This window comes from Selenomonas sp. oral taxon 149 str. 67H29BP (genome assembly GCF_000146365.1).
In the GTDB taxonomy this organism is placed as follows: Bacteria; Bacillota; Negativicutes; order Selenomonadales; family Selenomonadaceae; genus Centipeda; species Centipeda felix.
The window spans coordinates 2,202,225-2,217,852 of sequence record NZ_GL397087.1 but is presented as its reverse complement, the minus strand read 5'-3'; the positions used below and the strand labels follow the sequence as shown (position 1 = coordinate 2,217,852).

General features: G+C 57.7%; 18 protein-coding genes. All 18 read right to left on the bottom strand.

Annotated features, from left to right (window positions below):
- Positions 1-14 precede the first annotated feature (14 nt).
- Positions 15-215, bottom strand: coding sequence for a 50S ribosomal protein L31 (gene rpmE, locus HMPREF9166_RS10460; protein ID WP_009753984.1), 201 nt, complete (start codon positions 213-215; stop codon positions 15-17).
- A gap of 213 nt (positions 216-428) precedes the next feature.
- Positions 429-1,712 (bottom strand): NAD(P)/FAD-dependent oxidoreductase, encoded by a 1,284-nt coding sequence (locus HMPREF9166_RS10455; RefSeq protein ID WP_009753983.1) that lies wholly within the window; start codon positions 1,710-1,712, stop codon positions 429-431.
- A 152-nt stretch (positions 1,713-1,864) separates the two neighbouring features.
- Positions 1,865-3,232, bottom strand: coding sequence for an MATE family efflux transporter (locus tag HMPREF9166_RS10450; RefSeq protein ID WP_009753981.1), 1,368 nt, complete (start codon positions 3,230-3,232; stop codon positions 1,865-1,867).
- Between the two features lie 22 nt (positions 3,233-3,254).
- On the bottom strand, positions 3,255-4,427 hold the full coding sequence (locus HMPREF9166_RS10445; protein ID WP_039981382.1) for an N-acetylmuramoyl-L-alanine amidase: 1,173 nt from the start codon (positions 4,425-4,427) through the stop codon (positions 3,255-3,257).
- 175 nt (positions 4,428-4,602) lie between these two features.
- The gene (locus HMPREF9166_RS10440) at positions 4,603-5,211 is read right to left on the bottom strand and encodes a MotE family protein (RefSeq protein ID WP_009753979.1); all 609 of its coding nucleotides are present in this window, start codon (positions 5,209-5,211) and stop codon (positions 4,603-4,605) included.
- A gap of 49 nt (positions 5,212-5,260) precedes the next feature.
- Positions 5,261-5,869, bottom strand: coding sequence for a lytic transglycosylase domain-containing protein (locus HMPREF9166_RS10435; protein ID WP_009753978.1), 609 nt, complete (start codon positions 5,867-5,869; stop codon positions 5,261-5,263).
- Positions 5,866-6,333, bottom strand: coding sequence for a flagellar export protein FliJ (gene fliJ, locus HMPREF9166_RS10430; protein ID WP_009753977.1), 468 nt, complete (start codon positions 6,331-6,333; stop codon positions 5,866-5,868). Before fliJ ends, HMPREF9166_RS10435 begins: the two co-directional genes overlap by 4 nt.
- Positions 6,330-7,706, bottom strand: a complete 1,377-nt coding sequence (fliI, locus tag HMPREF9166_RS10425) for a flagellar protein export ATPase FliI (protein ID WP_009753976.1) — start codon at positions 7,704-7,706, stop codon at positions 6,330-6,332. The genes fliJ and fliI overlap by 4 nt, the downstream gene beginning before the upstream one ends.
- The gene (locus tag HMPREF9166_RS10420) at positions 7,703-8,494 is read right to left on the bottom strand and encodes a FliH/SctL family protein (RefSeq protein ID WP_009753975.1); all 792 of its coding nucleotides are present in this window, start codon (positions 8,492-8,494) and stop codon (positions 7,703-7,705) included. Before HMPREF9166_RS10420 ends, fliI begins: the two co-directional genes overlap by 4 nt.
- Complete coding sequence (gene fliG / locus HMPREF9166_RS10415) at positions 8,487-9,506, bottom strand: flagellar motor switch protein FliG (protein ID WP_009753974.1); 1,020 nt, start codon at positions 9,504-9,506, stop codon at positions 8,487-8,489. The genes HMPREF9166_RS10420 and fliG overlap by 8 nt, the downstream gene beginning before the upstream one ends.
- 2 nt (positions 9,507-9,508) lie before the next feature.
- Complete coding sequence (fliF, locus tag HMPREF9166_RS10410; RefSeq protein ID WP_009753973.1) at positions 9,509-11,089, bottom strand: flagellar basal-body MS-ring/collar protein FliF; 1,581 nt, start codon at positions 11,087-11,089, stop codon at positions 9,509-9,511.
- Positions 11,090-11,158: 69 nt separating this feature from the next.
- Positions 11,159-11,461, bottom strand: coding sequence for a flagellar hook-basal body complex protein FliE (gene fliE, locus HMPREF9166_RS10405; RefSeq protein WP_009753972.1), 303 nt, complete (start codon positions 11,459-11,461; stop codon positions 11,159-11,161).
- A 26-nt stretch (positions 11,462-11,487) separates the two neighbouring features.
- Positions 11,488-11,943 (bottom strand): flagellar basal body rod protein FlgC, encoded by a 456-nt coding sequence (flgC, locus tag HMPREF9166_RS10400; RefSeq protein WP_009753971.1) that lies wholly within the window; start codon positions 11,941-11,943, stop codon positions 11,488-11,490.
- Positions 11,944-11,957: 14 nt separating this feature from the next.
- Positions 11,958-12,377 (bottom strand): flagellar basal body rod protein FlgB, encoded by a 420-nt coding sequence (gene flgB / locus HMPREF9166_RS10395; protein ID WP_009753970.1) that lies wholly within the window; start codon positions 12,375-12,377, stop codon positions 11,958-11,960.
- 147 nt (positions 12,378-12,524) lie between these two features.
- On the bottom strand, positions 12,525-13,382 hold the full coding sequence (locus HMPREF9166_RS10390; RefSeq protein ID WP_009753969.1) for an Asp23/Gls24 family envelope stress response protein: 858 nt from the start codon (positions 13,380-13,382) through the stop codon (positions 12,525-12,527).
- 27 nt (positions 13,383-13,409) lie between these two features.
- Complete coding sequence (locus HMPREF9166_RS10385; RefSeq protein ID WP_009753968.1) at positions 13,410-14,240, bottom strand: PHP domain-containing protein; 831 nt, start codon at positions 14,238-14,240, stop codon at positions 13,410-13,412.
- Positions 14,241-14,259: 19 nt separating this feature from the next.
- The gene (locus HMPREF9166_RS10380) at positions 14,260-15,042 is read right to left on the bottom strand and encodes a TIGR00282 family metallophosphoesterase (protein ID WP_009753967.1); all 783 of its coding nucleotides are present in this window, start codon (positions 15,040-15,042) and stop codon (positions 14,260-14,262) included.
- A gap of 24 nt (positions 15,043-15,066) precedes the next feature.
- Entirely contained in the window at positions 15,067-15,624 is a 558-nt protein-coding gene (locus HMPREF9166_RS10375; protein ID WP_039981380.1) for a hypothetical protein, read from the bottom strand.
- Positions 15,625-15,628: the final 4 nt, after the last annotated feature.

Sequence of the window (15,628 nt, the reverse complement as noted above, 5' to 3'; positions counted from 1 at the left end):
CCTCACCGCCGTCACTATTTCTTTGCATAGCGCTTCTGGAACTTCTCGATGCGTCCGCCCGCCTGAACGTCACGCTGACGCCCCGTGAAGAACGGATGGCACTTCGAGCAGACATCGATACGCAGATCCTTCTTCGTCGAACCGGTCGTGAACGTATTGCCGCAGCCACACGTCACCGTCGCCTCGAAGTACTCGGGATGAATGCCTTCTTTCATGTTAATACACCTCGTTTCTTTTGCCGGATACAAGCACCCTTATGTGCGCTTGGTTGAACTCGACTGTCTCGCCGAGAACGGGTGAAGGAAGCACAAACCCATACGAAGCCCATTTGAGCGGCTTTACGGATCCGTGATTTCTTACGTATGGAAACAAACGCCCTGCGTTCATTACCGCGCAAGTATAGCATAAAATATTAATATGCGCAAGTCCTACTCCAGCTTGCTGTGAATGATGCGGGCAAGACGCGTGCCGAAAAAGAAGTTCCAGATCCACTTGATAGAAACGGTAAAGTCTGCATATTTTCCAGCAAGTCGGATGAGATGGACAAGCATCCACGCAAACCACGCAAAGAAGCCGCTTGCCTTGAGATTGAATCCAAGTACGGGCATTGGTCCGTTCATGACCGCCTCGCCCCTGCCGATGGTCGCCATCGCGCCGAGATCGTGATAGACGAACTTGCCGAGCTGGTCGGGCATCTTCCCACTGATGAGTGCCATGATGTTCGCCTTGACCTGCATTGCCTCCTGCGTCGCCACGGGGGCGACTGTCGGGAGCGGACGCTCCGTTCCGTGCTGGAAGTTCGCGCAGTCGCCGATCGCGAAGACACAGTCGCTGCCCTTTACGAGAAGGTTCTCCTCGACAATGATGCGCCCCGCGCGGTCAACCTCGCCGCCGCAGTCCTTGATGAAGTCCTGCGCACGCACGCCTGCCGCCCAGATCACGGTCTTCGTCGAAATGATCTCTCCATCCTTGAGGACGAGATCGTTGCCGTCATACGCCGTCACCGCTGTGTTGAGACGGACATCAACGCCCTTCTTGCGCAGGACGTCGATGGTGTGCTGCTGCAGATCGGGCGGCACCATCGGCAGGACGGAGCCCATCGCTTCAAGCAGCGTAACGTGCACCTCGGAGAAATCAATGTTATGGAACTCTTTCTTGAATACGCCGATGAGCTCCATAATCGCACCTGCCATCTCGATGCCCGTCGCACCGCCGCCGACGATGACGAAGTTGAGGTGGCGAAGGCGCTCTTCCGTATGAGAGGGATCGGTCTTCTTCGAGGCACGCTCGAACTCATGCACAATGTGTCCGCGCAGGGCAATCGCCTCCTGCAGCGTTTTCATGCCGTAGGAGTTGCGCGCAACGCTCTCATTCCCGAAGAAGTTCGTCGTGCCGCCCGCCGCAAGGACGAGATAATCGTAAGAGATCTCGCCGTGATCCGTCAGCAGCACGCGCCGCCCCTGATCGACACCCGTCGCTTTTGCCATAAAGAAATTAACATTGTTGTTGTTCCGGAAAAACGCACGCGTCGGATAGGCAATCTCAGATGCAGAGAGCACCGCTGTACTCACCTGATAGAGCAGCGGCTGAAACAGATGGTAGTTGTGACGGTCAACGAGCGTAATGCGCACGTTCTCCTGTGCCAGCTCCTTGGCAAGGTGCACTCCGCCAAACCCCGCACCAACGATGACAACATGCTTCTGATCTGCCATGACAAATCCCCTTCTCATAAAGTGAAAAAAATCATACAGCTATGTCACATCAATCCTACGAAGAGATTATACACCGAATCCTCCGTTCCATTTGCATTATCATACCATATTTCAGGGTAAATTCAATAGGATTTTTTCACAGAGCACAGCCTTTATGACTGCTCGGCCTGCATCATTCTGCGCATCCGCTGCTCGATGATGCGCAGGCGGATCATGAGGAGCACCGCGCCGACGACGATCCCGCCGATCAGCCCCGCCCAGTAGCCATACGGACCGAGATTGGTATACAGCGCGAGCAGATACCCACTCGGCAGTCCGATCCCCCAGAAGGACAGAATGGCGAGCCAGAACGTCACCGTCACGTCCTTGTACCCGCGCAGCGCCCCCTGCAGCGGCGCATTGACACAGTCGCTGAACTGCATGAGGAGCGCGTAGAGAAGAAACACCTGCAGCAGCTCCTGTACGGCGGGATCCGTCGTGTAGAGCGCGGCGACCGTATCGCGCATGGCTGCGAGGACGAGTGCAACGACACCGACGAAGAGCAGCGTGAGTACGCGGCTGAGGCGGATGTAGGCGCGCGCACCGCTCTCGCGGCCGCCGCCGATCTCATAGCCGACGAGAATCGTAATCGCCATGGAGACGGAGAGCGGCAGCATGTAGACGATGGTGGTGAAATTCATCGCCGCCTGATGCGCCGCAAGCACCGTCGTCCCGTACGCCGCCATCAAAAGGCCGACCGCGCCGAAGATGCTCTGCTCACAAAATACCGTCAGCCCGATGGGGACGCAGATGGCAAGCAGTGCCCGCCATGTTCCGAGTGCAGGGCGCGGCAGATGCGAAAAGACGCGATAGCGGCGGAACTGCGCCATACGCAGCGTGACGACGATGTTGAGGATGAGATTGACACAGTAGCTGAGCGCCGCCCCCAGTCCTGCACCTGCTCCGCCGAAGGCAGGAACGCCGCACGCGCCGTACATAAAGACGTAGTTGAGTACGATGTTGAGCGGCACGGTCGTCATGGTGATGAGCATGGTTAATCGCGTCCGCCCATGCGCATCGATGAGGTTGCGCAGGACGCTCGCCACGGCAATGGGGATGACCCCCCAACCAATGTAGGAGAGATAGCGCAGGGTGATCCCCTCCACCACGGGCTCGAGCGCGAGTGCGTGCACGAGATGAGGAACGGTGAGTGCGCCGATTGCATAGAGCAGTACAGCAAGGAGCGTCGCCCAGCAGAAGCTCTGCTGAACGACGCTCCGAATCTCACGCGTGTGCCCTGCCCCGTAGTGCTGTGCAATGATAGGAGTGAGTCCCGAAATCAGTCCGATGAATGCACCGAATACGGGGAAGAAGATGCTTGCGCCGACGGCAACACCCGCGAGATCCTCCTTGCTGATGTGTCCCGCCATGACCGTATTGAAGAATCCCGGTGCCATGAGGGAAATCTGCGTGACCAGTATGGGAAAGAGCACGATAAAGAACTGCCGTGCACGTGCCGGATAGCCGTGAACCTCCTTCAAGGTCTCCCTCCCCTCTCGTCAATCATCCAAAATAGTCTGCAATCCCGTCCGCAATGCCGCGCGCGATATTTTTGACGCCCTCCTCACTGTTCATCATCCGCTCCTCATCTGCGTTCGAGATGAAGGAGATCTCCACGAGTGTGGCGGGCATATCCGTATGCTTCACAACGTAGAAATTGCAGGTCTGCGTGCCGCGGTCGAGTGTCCCGATGGCGTCGATGAGCGCCAGACGCACGCAGTCGGCAAGGCGTTTGGATTTCTCCGATGCCTTTGCATAGTAGTACGCGGTCGTCCCCTTGACCTCGCGATTGGTAAACGCATCGGCATGAATCGAAAGGAAGATATCCGCATTCGCGCGATTTGCGATCTCGCAGCGCGCCTCCAGTTCCTCGACTGCCGTGGCATTTGCCCCCTTGTCAGAGACCTCCGTATCCGTCGTACGCGTGAGCACGACCGTCGCGCCCTCTGCCTCAAGAAGACGCTTCAGCTCGCGGCTGACACGCATCGTCACATTCTTCTCCATGACCCCCGTCGGACCAATCGCGCCCGAGTCGCTGCCCCCATGACCGGGGTCAATGGCAATCTTCTTCCCCTTGAGTCCGATGAGGTCGGAGATATCGCTGCCGATATCGTCGCCCGTATGGTCGCCATCCCGTTGATCTGAGGGAGGTGTCGTCTTGGGCGGTGCTGGCTTCACCGGTTTGGTCGGCTGCTGCGCTGGAGCGGGCTTTGCAGGTGGTGCCTTCGTCCCTGCCGTGCTCTTCGGCGTACGGCCGAAGTCCATAACGATGCGCGGCTTTCCGCCATCGAGGGAGAATACCTTCCAGCCGTCCTTCCCAACGGTCGTATCCACCACGATGCGCACCGTTTTCTCATCGAACTGTGCAGCACGGACCCCCGAAACGAGGGGCGAATCCACCTGAACGTTTTTCTTTGCCTCCGGCATGATCCACGCGTTTTGAACGTCCAGTACGACACGTGTCGGGTTCGCAAGGACGAACTGCCGATAGGTGACGGAATGATCGGAATCCACCACGATGCGGACATTTCCCTCGGTGCGTCCAATGCGGATGCCCGTGATCTTTGCCATATCCTTCGTCCGGTCGCTGAACGCGGCATCTGCCGTCCCTGCGGGAAGGAGGACGCTAAGCATCCCGATGAGAAGTGCGGCAGCCAGTAAAAATATGCGGCGCAAGAGTATACCCCCTAACGGAAGTTTGACCATCCCCACGGACAGACTTCCAAAAAGCCTGCGAAGAGCTTGGGCAGCACCGCTCGATTCAGCGATTCCTTCCAGCAGCTTCACAGGCTCTCCCATTGACCCTCTGCGGCAGTGTCGATTCACTCAGCACTGCATCTTCATCAGTGTATTATTGTTCTGGCGGTGCGCTCTGCGCTTCTCCGGGGACAGCACTTTCCTCTGCCTCACCCGGCACAGGAGCATTGCGGCGTGTCGTCGCACGGCGCGGTGCGCCCTCATACATGATCTGTGTGATCTGCGCCGCACGGTCAGGCTCGAACTCCGTCAGCACCTTCGCCGCATTTCCTTCGTCCATACGCTGGAGAATGGCAATGCAGAGATTGATGTCGAGCGACTCCATGACCTTGGCAGCATCCGCCGGTTTCATATCGTTGTAGAGGCGTGCGAGCTTCGTGATTCGCTTCTTCTCTGCCGTCTCGCGTTCCTTCTGCTGCTTTTCGATTTCCTCTTTGGTGATCTTGACGCTCTCCGGTACCTTCTTTTGCTTCGTTGCCGTGCTCGTCGTCGAAGACGATGCGGACGAGGACTGCGAACTCTCTTCCTCGCTCTCCGCCGGCGGCACAAAGTACTCACCGACCACAGGCAGCTCATGGAGTTTATACTCCTCGTTGAGCTCCTTCGTATCAAAGAGACGGAGATAGACGCCGAGAGCAAATCCGCCTACAATCAGCACGAGGATTAAGATCAGCACCAATAGGATCTTCAGTTTTTTCCGCATGGATTTCCTGCCCTCTTTCTCTTCCCCTTATCCTGCCCATCTCATCCGATTAGCGGTATATATCGAGAACGCGATTCACGTAATCCTGCGTCTCCGCATAGGGAGGTACGCCGCCGTATGCCTTTACCGCATTGGGTCCTGCGTTGTAGGCAGCAACCGCCTTTTTCACATCGCCGCCGAAGGTGTTCATCAGCTCGCTCAGATACTTCGCGCCGCCCTCAACATTGCCCTCCGCACTGTACGGGTCAACCCCAAGCCCGGCGGCAGTCTCCGGCATGAGCTGCATGACGCCGACCGCGCCCGCAGGAGAGACGGCATCCTGATGTCCGCCCGACTCGACCTCGGCGACGGCCGAAACGAGTTTTGGGTCGACGTGGTACTTCTGTGCCGCCTGATGAATCATCTGCGTGAGGTCGGGATTGGCCAGGTCCGCCTTTCCTGCCTTCTCCGCGTGCGTCGGTGATGCAACGGGCTTTGTCCCGTCAACACGCTGTGCAGCCTGTGCTTTGGACGCCGCCGCAGCCGTGTTCTTATCGATCTCCTGCTGGAGTTTTGAAGCGAAATCCAACCCCGGGAGATTCTGCTGTTTGAGGTTGAATTCTCCCTCGATCTCGGCGATGCGCGCCTGAATCTGCTGAATGCCCGAAAGATCTATCATACGGCTTCCTCCCATTCCCTATTGCGCATGGTCAGCTGCAGGCCGATCTCATCAAGCATCTTCTGCTCTTCCCGCAGTGCCTCCGCCTTGTACTCGGCAAGGCGTTTTTCCCTTAGTTTCTCAATGCTCTTGAGCGCGCTCATCTGCTCCATCAGTACTTTCAGTGCTTTCTGGCGCACGGCGTTCGCCCGCAGGATCACCTGCTGCTGATCTTCGATCTGCTGCCGTTTCCATCCAAAGAATTGGTTAAAACTCATGAGCCGACCGATCTTGATGTGCGTGCCCTCCTTGGAGATCTTCTCGTAGTCACGCTGTCCCTGTGCCATCTCCTCGAGCAGCTGCCGCTGATAGGCACGTTCCTCCTCCAGAGCTCGCACAGCTTTGGCAAAGGCGACCTCCGCCTCTTCCTTCTTCATGCGCGTCACCTTGAGCAAGGTCTCGAGCTGAAAGCGAAATTTTTTCATGATGCCGCCTCATTTGCGGACGTTTCTTTCCCCGTCAGACCGATGAGCTGCTGCTCCGTCTCCGCGTAGGAAGTCACCTCGTAGATGCCCTGACAGAGAAAGTCGTTGATGCCGTCGATCTTCTGGATTGCGGCGTCGATCTTCGGGCTGGAGCCCTTGACGTACGCACCGATGTGGATGAGATCCTCCGCTTCCTGATAGACGGCCATGAGTTGACGCATTTCCTGCGCCGCCTCGAGATGATTCTTCGCAACGACCTCATACATGACACGACTGACACTGCTGAGTACGTCGATGGCAGGAAAATGGTTCTGCGCGGCGATCCGCCGCGAGAGCACGATATGCCCGTCTAGGATCGAACGCACCGCATCAGCGATCGGCTCATTCATGTCGTCGCCGTCAACCAGCACGGTATAGATGCCCGTAATGGATCCCTTTTCGCTCGTTCCGGCGCGCTCTAGGAGACGCGGCAACATGGCGAAAACCGATGGGGTATAGCCGCGTGTCGCAGGCGGCTCGCCGATGGTGAGCCCGACCTCACGCTGCGCCATCGCAAATCGTGTTACGGAATCCATCATGAGCACTACCTTGCGCCCCTGATCGCGGAAGTACTCCGCAATCGCCGTTCCCGTCATCGCCCCCTTGATGCGGACAAGTGCCGGCTGGTCAGAGGTGGCAACCACGACAACGGAGCGTTTCAGCCCCTCCTCGCCGAGATCGCGCTCGATGAAATCGCGCACCTCACGTCCGCGCTCTCCGACGAGCGTGATGACACTGATGTCCGCCTCTGTATTGCGTGCAATCATGGAGAGCAGCGTGGACTTGCCAACGCCGGAGCCCGCCATGATGCCGATGCGCTGTCCGTCCCCCATCGTGATGAGCCCGTCAATCGCGCGCACACCGACGTAGAGGTTGTCATGGATGCGCGGCCGCGTCAACGGAGGCGGCGGCGGCGCCTGCAGGGGATACTCCTCCTTGGCGAGGATGGGGCCCTTGCCGTCGATTGGATTGCCGAGTCCGTCAAGCACACGGCCGAGCAGCTCCATACCAACCTTCACGCGGAGCTGGCGCCCCGTTGCGACAACCTCGCAGCCAGGGCCGATGCCCTGCATCTCGCCGACCGGCATGAGGAGAACGCTCCCCTCGCGAAATCCGACGACCTCCGCCGGCACGGGCGGCATCCCTGCAAAATGAGAGCTCACATAGCAGAGCTCACCGACCGTCACCGTCGGCCCCTGCGACTCGATGACCAACCCGATGATCTGCGTTACCTTACCCGTCAGCTTCATCGGTGAAGCAGCGCGGAGTGCATCCTGGAACTTATGGATATTTATGGAAAATGGGGGATTGCCCCCCGTCTCACTTGTATTCATAGCATAACTTCCCGCACCGCCTTCTTCAGCTGTTCAATCTGTGTCTGCAGGCGTGCATCGACACTGCCGTTCGGCGTCTCCACAAGGCAGTCGCCCGGCTTCAGGCTCTCATCGGATGTAATCGAGAGACTGCTGTCCCCCGCTGTCACAATGCCACGCAGTTCATCGCGTGCCATCAGCACAAAGTCATAGCTGTCCGGCGGAACGTGGACGACAATCTCTTTCTGATCCTTGACGCGCTCGATGGCATCGCGCACAATGGGCAGAACCATCTGCGGCACATCGATGAAATGCTGCGGAAGAACGCGCTCCACGGCAGTCATCGCAATAGATACGATGACCTCCTCCGCCTGCATGAGGTAGTCACGCATCGCGTCGTGTGCATCGCGCAGGGTCTTCTCCGCCTTCGCGTTGGTCTGGCGGATGAAATCCTCCATCTCCTCGCGTACGGCGGCCTCGCCCGCCTCTCTGCCAGCAGCAAAGCCCTCGTCGTGCCCCGCTTGACGCGCCTCCTCGCGATCCTTTTCGATCTGCTCTTTCGCCTCGCTGAGAAGCTTCTCCCGCTCCTGTTCGATTTCACCGCGGCGTACGGCGATCTCCATGTCCAGCTCTTTACTGCGGACATCAATTGCGTGTTCACGCTCCTCGATGCGCGAGAGCAGGAACTGGACGGTCTCCTCGCTGACACCATCCTCCATGCCGTCCGCCGACGGCGGAACAGAGGGGGCGGGGACGTCGATGAGATGCGGGTTCTCCTCCCAGATGGCGGCCTTGATAACTCTAGACAATCATCTCGTCTCCCTTGCCGCGCGAAATCACAATCTCGCCCTTGTCCTCGAGCACGCGGATAACGGCGACAACCTTCTGCTGTGCCTCCTCCACGTCGCGGATCTTGACCGGGCCCATGAACTCGATCTCCTCGCGCAGCATATCTGCCGCGCGCGTCGACATATTCTTGTAGACTTTCTCTGCAACTTCCTGTGGCGTTGCCTTGAGCGCGAGGGAGAGATCCTTGGTCTCGACCTGACGCAGGACAAGCTGCAGGGAGCGGTCGTCGATCTGGACGATGTCCTCGAACACGAACATGAGCTTTTTGATCTCTTCGGCAAGCTCGGGGCTGTCGACCTCGAGGGTTTCGACAATCGCCTTCTCCGTCGTACGGTCGACGCGGTTGAGCACCTCGACAATCGCCTTGATGCCACCTGCCGATGTAAAGTCCTGTGTTACCATGGACGACAGCTTCCGTTCCAGCACGCGCTCGACCTCGCGGATGGAGTCCGGCGAAGTGCGATCCATGGTCGCGATACGCTTCGTGACCTCGACCTGAGACTCCGGAGGCAATGCTCCGAGAACAATTGCTGCCTGATCTGGCTCCAGATACGCCATGATAAGGGCGATGGTCTGGGGATGCTCGTTCTGGATAAAGTTGATAAGCTGTGCTGGGTCGGTCTTGCGCAGGAAGTCGAACGGACGCACCTGCAGACTCGTCGTGAGACGGTTGATGATCTCGAGCGCCTTGTCCGGACCGAGGGCCTTTTCCAGGACGTTCTGTGCATACTGCAAACCACCCGAGGAGATGTAGTCCTGTGCCATGCACATGGAATAAAACTCCGAGATGACCTCCGCCTTGAGAGCGGACGAGACCTGCTTCTGGTTGGCGATCTCAAGCGTCAGCTGCTCGATCTCGTCGTCATCCATGTGCTGAAACAGCTTTGCGGAGTACTCAGGACCAATGGCGATAAAGAGGATCGCCGCCTTCTGCTGGTTGGTCAGATCACCGCTGCCATATAGATCCGGCATGGTTACTCCTCCTCCGTAAGCCAAGTCTTGACCAGGAGCGCAACCTCCTCAGGCTTGCTGTCGATGAGCGCAAGAAGCGCGAGTTTCTCGTTCATCTGCTGCTGCTCCTCCTCAGAGAGATCCTCTTCCTCGACCTCGCCGGCAGCGATTGCGGCGGCACGCTCCTCGGCAAGGCGCTCTTCTTCGAGACGCTTTGCCTCCTCGGCAGCCTCGCGCTCGAGACGCTTCTTGCGGCGATACATGAGAATCGCGGCAACGATGAGTGCAATGATGAGAAGAACGGCGCCAACCTGCATGTAGAAGATGCGGTCCTGACGATCCTTCTCTGCCTGCAGCTCTGCCGCACGGCGGTCTGCCGCCTCCGTGCTGAACGGCAGCGGCTCAACGGAGATCGTATCGCCGCGCGTCTGATTGATGCCTGCCGCGCTGCTCACCGTGCGCAGGATGCTCTCCTGCTGCGGCTGCGTCACGTCGTCATTGACAAGGACAGCAACCGTCATACGGCGGATCGAGCCCGGGGAGGCGATTACATGCTGACGTTCCTCGTTGATCTCATAGTTCTTCGTGGATTCTTTTTTCTCGTAGGCAGCGTTCGCGTTTGACTCCTGCTCAACATAGCCCGGGACGTTGCTCTGCACGCCCGCAGGGCCGCCGGGATTCGTCGAACTGCCGTTGTAGCTCTCGGAGATATCCTGCTGGCTGCGGATGATGCCTGCATCATCTACCACAGGGGTAAAGGTCTGACGATCTGTCAAGCGGTCGTCAAAATCCAGCTCCACACTGACGCGGGCAAATGCACGCCCTTCCCCGAGCGTCTGATCGAGCAGGGTCTGCACCTTTTTCTCGATGTTGTCCTGCACCTTGCGCGTCATCTCAAGCTGGGTGATGGTCTTTGCGCCAAGCCCCTTCTCATCCTGATCGTCTGGATCATTCAGGATCTTGCCCGTATCGTCGACGATGGTGATGTTCTCCGGCGTCAGCCCCTTGATGCTGTGTGCTGCGAGATTGACAATACCTTTAATTTCCTTTTTCGTCAGCTCTGCATGCGGCTTCAGGCGCAGCATAATGGAAGCCGTCGCCGGCTTCTCCTCTTTTTTGTAAAGGCTGTCCTCGGGCAGCACGATGTGAACACGTGCCTTATCGACGGCCTCGATCTGCTCGATGGTACGCGTCAGCTCGCCCTGCAGTGCCTGCAGATAGTTGACACGGTTCTGGAACTCGGTCACGCCGAGTTTGCTGTCGTCGAAGATCTCAAAGCCCTTGTTCCCGTGCGGAAGTCCCTGCACGGCAAGGTTGAGGCGAGCCTCATGCACATTCGCCGTCGGAACGAGAATCGTCGTGCCCGACTTATTCTCCTGTATTTCGTAGCTGATCTTCGATTCACGCAGCTGATTCGCGACCTCGCCCGCATCTTTGGTCTCCATGTCGGTAAACAGCGGAACCATATCGGGCTTGCTGCCGTACCAGAAACTAAGGCCGAAGACCAGTACGAGAATTGCGAGTGCCGAGCCGAGCATGATGTAGCGCTGCCGCTTGTCAAAGCGTTTCCACAAGGCAAGGCTGCGCTCTTTCCACTCTCCCATAATCTCTTTCCCTTCAAGTCACCGCGGTTGTGCTTCCCCGCGAGGGTGCAAACAGAACGGCAGTTTCAGTTATACCTGCATCCGCATGATTTCCTGATAGGCAGAAACGGCACGATTGCGCATCTGCAAGGTAAGCTGCAGGGCAATTTCAGCCTTCTGCCCTGCCACGATAACCTGAGAAACATCTTCCACCTCACCCGCAGCGAGCAGCTTCGTCTGCTCCTCTGATGCAAGCTGAAGATGATTGACTTCGGAGAGGGCATCTTTTAGGTAGGTGCCGAAATCTTTGCGTTGGGATTTGTCGATGGTCTCGCCCAAATGGCTGGGTGCACGCATCGTTACAGGAGTCATTTGCAGTGCTTGTACTTCCATAATGGATCCCCCTTACAATGTGTGCATCAGTTTCCGCCGCCGATGCGGAGTGCCGCATTGACCATGGACTTCGCTGCATTGATCGTCGTCGTATTCGCCTCGTAGCCGCGCGACGCCGAGATCATGTCGACCATCTCAGCGACGATGTTGACGTTTGGGCGCTCCACGTAGCCGTCTGCGTTTGCATCCGGATGCCCTGGCTCATAGACCAGAGGTCCCTGCGTGTTGTCTGTGCGAATGCCGACAGCACGTACGCCGTCACCGGGGCGCATGCGGTTCGACGCACGTGCCAGGAAGGACTCAAAGCCGATGCCATGTCCCTTCTCACGCGGCTGAAACACGACATAGCGGCGGTGATAGGCACCCCCGCCCTGCGTCCGCGTCGTATTCGCATTCGCGATATTGTTGGAGATCACGTCCATGCGAAGGCGTTCCGCTGTAAGCCCGGAGGCCGCCGTATCAATTCCCAAAAACATTCCCATATCATGCCCTCCGATCAGCCCTGACCACTGGTGATGACACTCTTCATCCTACTGATGTGTCCCCCCAGCTGATTGGCAAGTACATTGTAATAAAGTTGGTTCTTTGCGACCTCTGCCATCTCAACGTCAATGTCGACATTGTTGCCGTCCAGGCGCATATTGGTCGTATTCTCCTGCTCGATGACACCGTGTGCCTTTCCGCGATACGCCAGCGGGAGGTGGCGGTCATGCGTACGCACGACTGGCATCAGCGGATCGTCCTCCAGCCCCAATTCCTTCTTCAGCAGATCCTCAAAGCGGACATGACTCCGCTTGAAGTTCGGTGTATTCACGTTGGCGATGTTGTTGCTGAGCACCTCATGGCGAAGTGTCGATGCTGCCATGGCACGGCTGCTGACATCTATCACCGGGGTATTGACCACCTGCTCCAGCATGAAACGTCACATTCCTTTCCTCGATATTTTTACGCACACAAAAATCGACATACGTAATAGATATATATTTAGTTCTACGTCCCCATAAAAAATCCTTTTGATTCTGCCTTTTTTTCTTAAAAAATGATAAGGCTTTTCGTCACCGCGTTATCCTTCGGCACGCAGAGAGGGCTGCGCGTCGACATAGAGGCTCTTGACCAGGATATCGACCTCGTGAACGACCATCCCCGTCATGCGCTCGATCTCCGTCTGCAGACGATGGCGCAAGGCGACCATGGTCTCCTTGATCGCATGTCCATAGGCGAAGACAACCTCCAATGAGACCGTGATGCCGAGATCGTCGTCCCCGTTCACGATGTGGCGGACGCGCGTCCCACCGACACGGTATACGTTCTCGAACTTCTCGGCGGCAATGCGCACGATGTTCTTGATAACTGAGTCGTCGATGATGAGTTTTCCATAGTAGCTGAATACAGGGCGTACGATGGAGCGCTCCCCGAGCTTGCGGCGCTTCGACGAGGAGGTCTTGAAAAAGCTCTTGATCGGGTCAATGAGATAACCCGAAAAATGTGGCTTCAGTTCGATGCTTGGTACGGGAATGATGTGCTCGCCGCGTTTCAGGCGGTGATACTGGGCGATCTCCATATCCTTCTTGGAGGCGACGTCCTCGATGCGGATGATCTTACCGACTGGACCGATATGCAGTGCCTTCGCGATCTTCTGCACCATATTCTCCGAGGTGCCGAGGATCAGGATGCGGCGCGGCGCACACTCTTCAATCGCGCGCCGTACCTCGGCGGCATGTCCCGGAAGGACGAAAATCGCACGCCGTACCGCCATGATGCGGTTCTTTTCCTTCTTTGCTGATGTGCCGCCGACCACTTTCCCATCTTTGATGAGGATGCCGTCATCAATGATGGCATCTGCGCCATTTTTTCGGGCGACCCACAGTGCGCGGTGACTTTTTCCCGTTCCGCTCGGGCCGACAAGGGCAATTACGTCCATTGTGTCCCTCCTCTTTTCACGGTATCCTCACGTATGCTGCGGCGGGCGATAAAAATTTTCCGCATAGACATCCTCGATCGTGAACTGCCCGATCTTCCCTGTTCCGCGTCCGGGAAAGCCACGGTAATCCGAGCCGCCCGATACGAGAAGTCCATACTTCTGCGCCACATCCAGGTAGTGCTGCGTATCCTGCCTGTCGTAGGTGGGATAAAATGCCTCAACCCCCTGAAGTCCCTGCCCGACGAGCGTCATGATGATCGTCTCATCGCCGACAGACTTGGGATTTGCGAGGACGGGGATCCCGCCCGCCCCGCGGATGAGGCTGATGAGCTCTTCGGCAGAGACGCGGAAATGCGGCACATAGGCAGGCTGCCCACGCTTCAGCAGCTGGTCGAAGCAAGTGCGGACGGAGTCAAAATAGCCCTTTTTCACCAGCACGCGTGCAACGTGAGAGCGACCGATTGCCTTGCACATTCCCTCGTCCGTCAGTACCTCAGTCTCACCAATCTCATAACCGAGGCCGCGCAGGAGCTCCACGATCTTCGTGAAGCGCGTCCACCGTGCCTCGCTGATCTCCTCGAGTTTTTCCTGCAGCCCCGCATCGTAGATGTCGATGTTGTAGCCTAGGATATGGACGTCGTGCCCGCCATCGCCCGTGCTGAATCCCACCCCGGGGATCACCCGCAGGCTGCCGGAGGAAATGTGTCCGCTCTCATACAGCTCCGTCACGCCCTCAACCGAGTCGTGATCCGTAATGGAGATGTAGCGCAGCCCCGCAGCCTTTGCCGCTTCCATGATCTCCTCCGGCGTATTCCTGCCGTCGGAGAAGGTCGTATGGATATGCAAATCGCTTGGCATATATCTTCTCCTTGACTCCCTATTCCGCTTCGCGCAGCAAAAGCGGTTCAATCGTTGCAGGGCGCTGCCCCGCGGGATCAATATCCACGATGACCGCCGCGTATTCCGCAGGACCTTCTGCCATATCAAACCGCACAGGCATCCCCGTACGGAACTTCTGAATGACGAGATCCGTGCGCACGCCGAGCACCGAATTCTGTGCCCCGACCATGCCGAGATCGGTGATGTACGCCGTCCCGCCCGGCAGGATACGCGCATCTGCTGTCTGGACATGTGTATGCGTGCCGACAACGATGTCCGCACGGCCGTCCAGATAATGTGCCATCGCGAGTTTCTCCGACGTGGTCTCCGCGTGAAAATCCAGTACGATGAGATCCGCCTGACCCTCCAGCACGGCAAGAATCTCATCTGCCTTCTGGAAGGGACAGTCCATCGGCGGCATAAACGACCGCCCCGAGAGATTCATCACGCCGATGCTCGCCGTCTTGGCGGGAAAGACGCAGAATCCTTTTCCTGGCGCCCCCTCAGGATAGTTGGCAGGACGAATGAGAAACGGCTCATCATCCACGAAGGAGAAAACCTCCTTTTTATCCCAGACGTGATTGCCCGAGGTGACAATATCGGCTCCGCCTGCATAGAGCTCATCGAGCGCCTTACGCGTATAGCCCTTGCCGCCAGCCGAATTCTCTCCATTGACGATGACGACATCAATGCCACGCTCCGCGCGCAGACGCGGCGTAAGAGCACGAAAGGCACGCCGTCCCGCGTGTCCGACGACATCACCGACGATCAGTATGCGCACGGCGTCCCCTCCTCTCTTACTCCATCAGCGGTTATAAACCACAACCTGGTCGCGCTCCCGAATCCCAACGAGACGATCGCGCAGCGGCATCTCGCGTACGGCGGTCAGCATGCGATCGAGTGTCTCATGCTGCATCTGTCGGAATTCCGCATCGGGCAGGTCCGCCCCATGTACGTCCACGAGCAGCGCATCGCCGAAGCGATCGGTCAGAAGCTGTACCGTAAGCCCAATCTCCCGCTCCGTCACCTCATCCATCCGCCGTGCGAGATGCAGCATCATGAGCCCATCATGCCGCTCATAGGAGAAGTCCATCGCCGTCACAACACTCCCCTCGATCGCATGAAAGCTCTCAATGCTCTCACCAAGAAACGCGGTAAACGCCTCCGCCTCTGCGGGTGACAGCTGTGCGCAAACGAAAAAAGCCATCGTCAGCATTCCCTCGCATGGATCGTAGGAAACCGCCGCAATCTCAGGAAAGCAGACGAGCACGGAAGCGAGCAGCTGCACACCCGGACGTGCCTGTTCACGAGACGTTCGAACCGATCTTTGCCCTAAAAACATACTGCGAAAAGAATCCCACATGTTG

What these genes read in the sequence shown, in the direction of transcription:
- rpmE (WP_009753984.1), bottom strand. Translation starts at nt 215, where the DNA reads ATGAAAGAAGGCATTCATCCCGAGTACTTCGAGGCGACGGTGACGTGT.
- HMPREF9166_RS10455 (WP_009753983.1), bottom strand. Translation starts at nt 1,712, where the DNA reads ATGGCAGATCAGAAGCATGTTGTCATCGTTGGTGCGGGGTTTGGCGGA.
- HMPREF9166_RS10440 (WP_009753979.1), bottom strand. Translation starts at nt 5,211, where the DNA reads ATGCGGAAAAAACTGAAGATCCTATTGGTGCTGATCTTAATCCTCGTG.
- HMPREF9166_RS10435 (WP_009753978.1), bottom strand. Translation starts at nt 5,869, where the DNA reads ATGATAGATCTTTCGGGCATTCAGCAGATTCAGGCGCGCATCGCCGAG.
- fliJ (WP_009753977.1), bottom strand. Translation starts at nt 6,333, where the DNA reads ATGAAAAAATTTCGCTTTCAGCTCGAGACCTTGCTCAAGGTGACGCGC.
- fliI (WP_009753976.1), bottom strand. Translation starts at nt 7,706, where the DNA reads ATGAATACAAGTGAGACGGGGGGCAATCCCCCATTTTCCATAAATATC.
- fliG (WP_009753974.1), bottom strand. Translation starts at nt 9,506, where the DNA reads ATGCCGGATCTATATGGCAGCGGTGATCTGACCAACCAGCAGAAGGCG.
- fliF (WP_009753973.1), bottom strand. Translation starts at nt 11,089, where the DNA reads ATGGGAGAGTGGAAAGAGCGCAGCCTTGCCTTGTGGAAACGCTTTGAC.
- fliE (WP_009753972.1), bottom strand. Translation starts at nt 11,461, where the DNA reads ATGGAAGTACAAGCACTGCAAATGACTCCTGTAACGATGCGTGCACCC.
- flgC (WP_009753971.1), bottom strand. Translation starts at nt 11,943, where the DNA reads ATGGGAATGTTTTTGGGAATTGATACGGCGGCCTCCGGGCTTACAGCG.
- flgB (WP_009753970.1), bottom strand. Translation starts at nt 12,377, where the DNA reads ATGCTGGAGCAGGTGGTCAATACCCCGGTGATAGATGTCAGCAGCCGT.
- HMPREF9166_RS10390 (WP_009753969.1), bottom strand. Translation starts at nt 13,382, where the DNA reads ATGGACGTAATTGCCCTTGTCGGCCCGAGCGGAACGGGAAAAAGTCAC.
- HMPREF9166_RS10385 (WP_009753968.1), bottom strand. Translation starts at nt 14,240, where the DNA reads ATGCCAAGCGATTTGCATATCCATACGACCTTCTCCGACGGCAGGAAT.
- HMPREF9166_RS10375 (WP_039981380.1), bottom strand. Translation starts at nt 15,624, where the DNA reads ATGTGGGATTCTTTTCGCAGTATGTTTTTAGGGCAAAGATCGGTTCGA.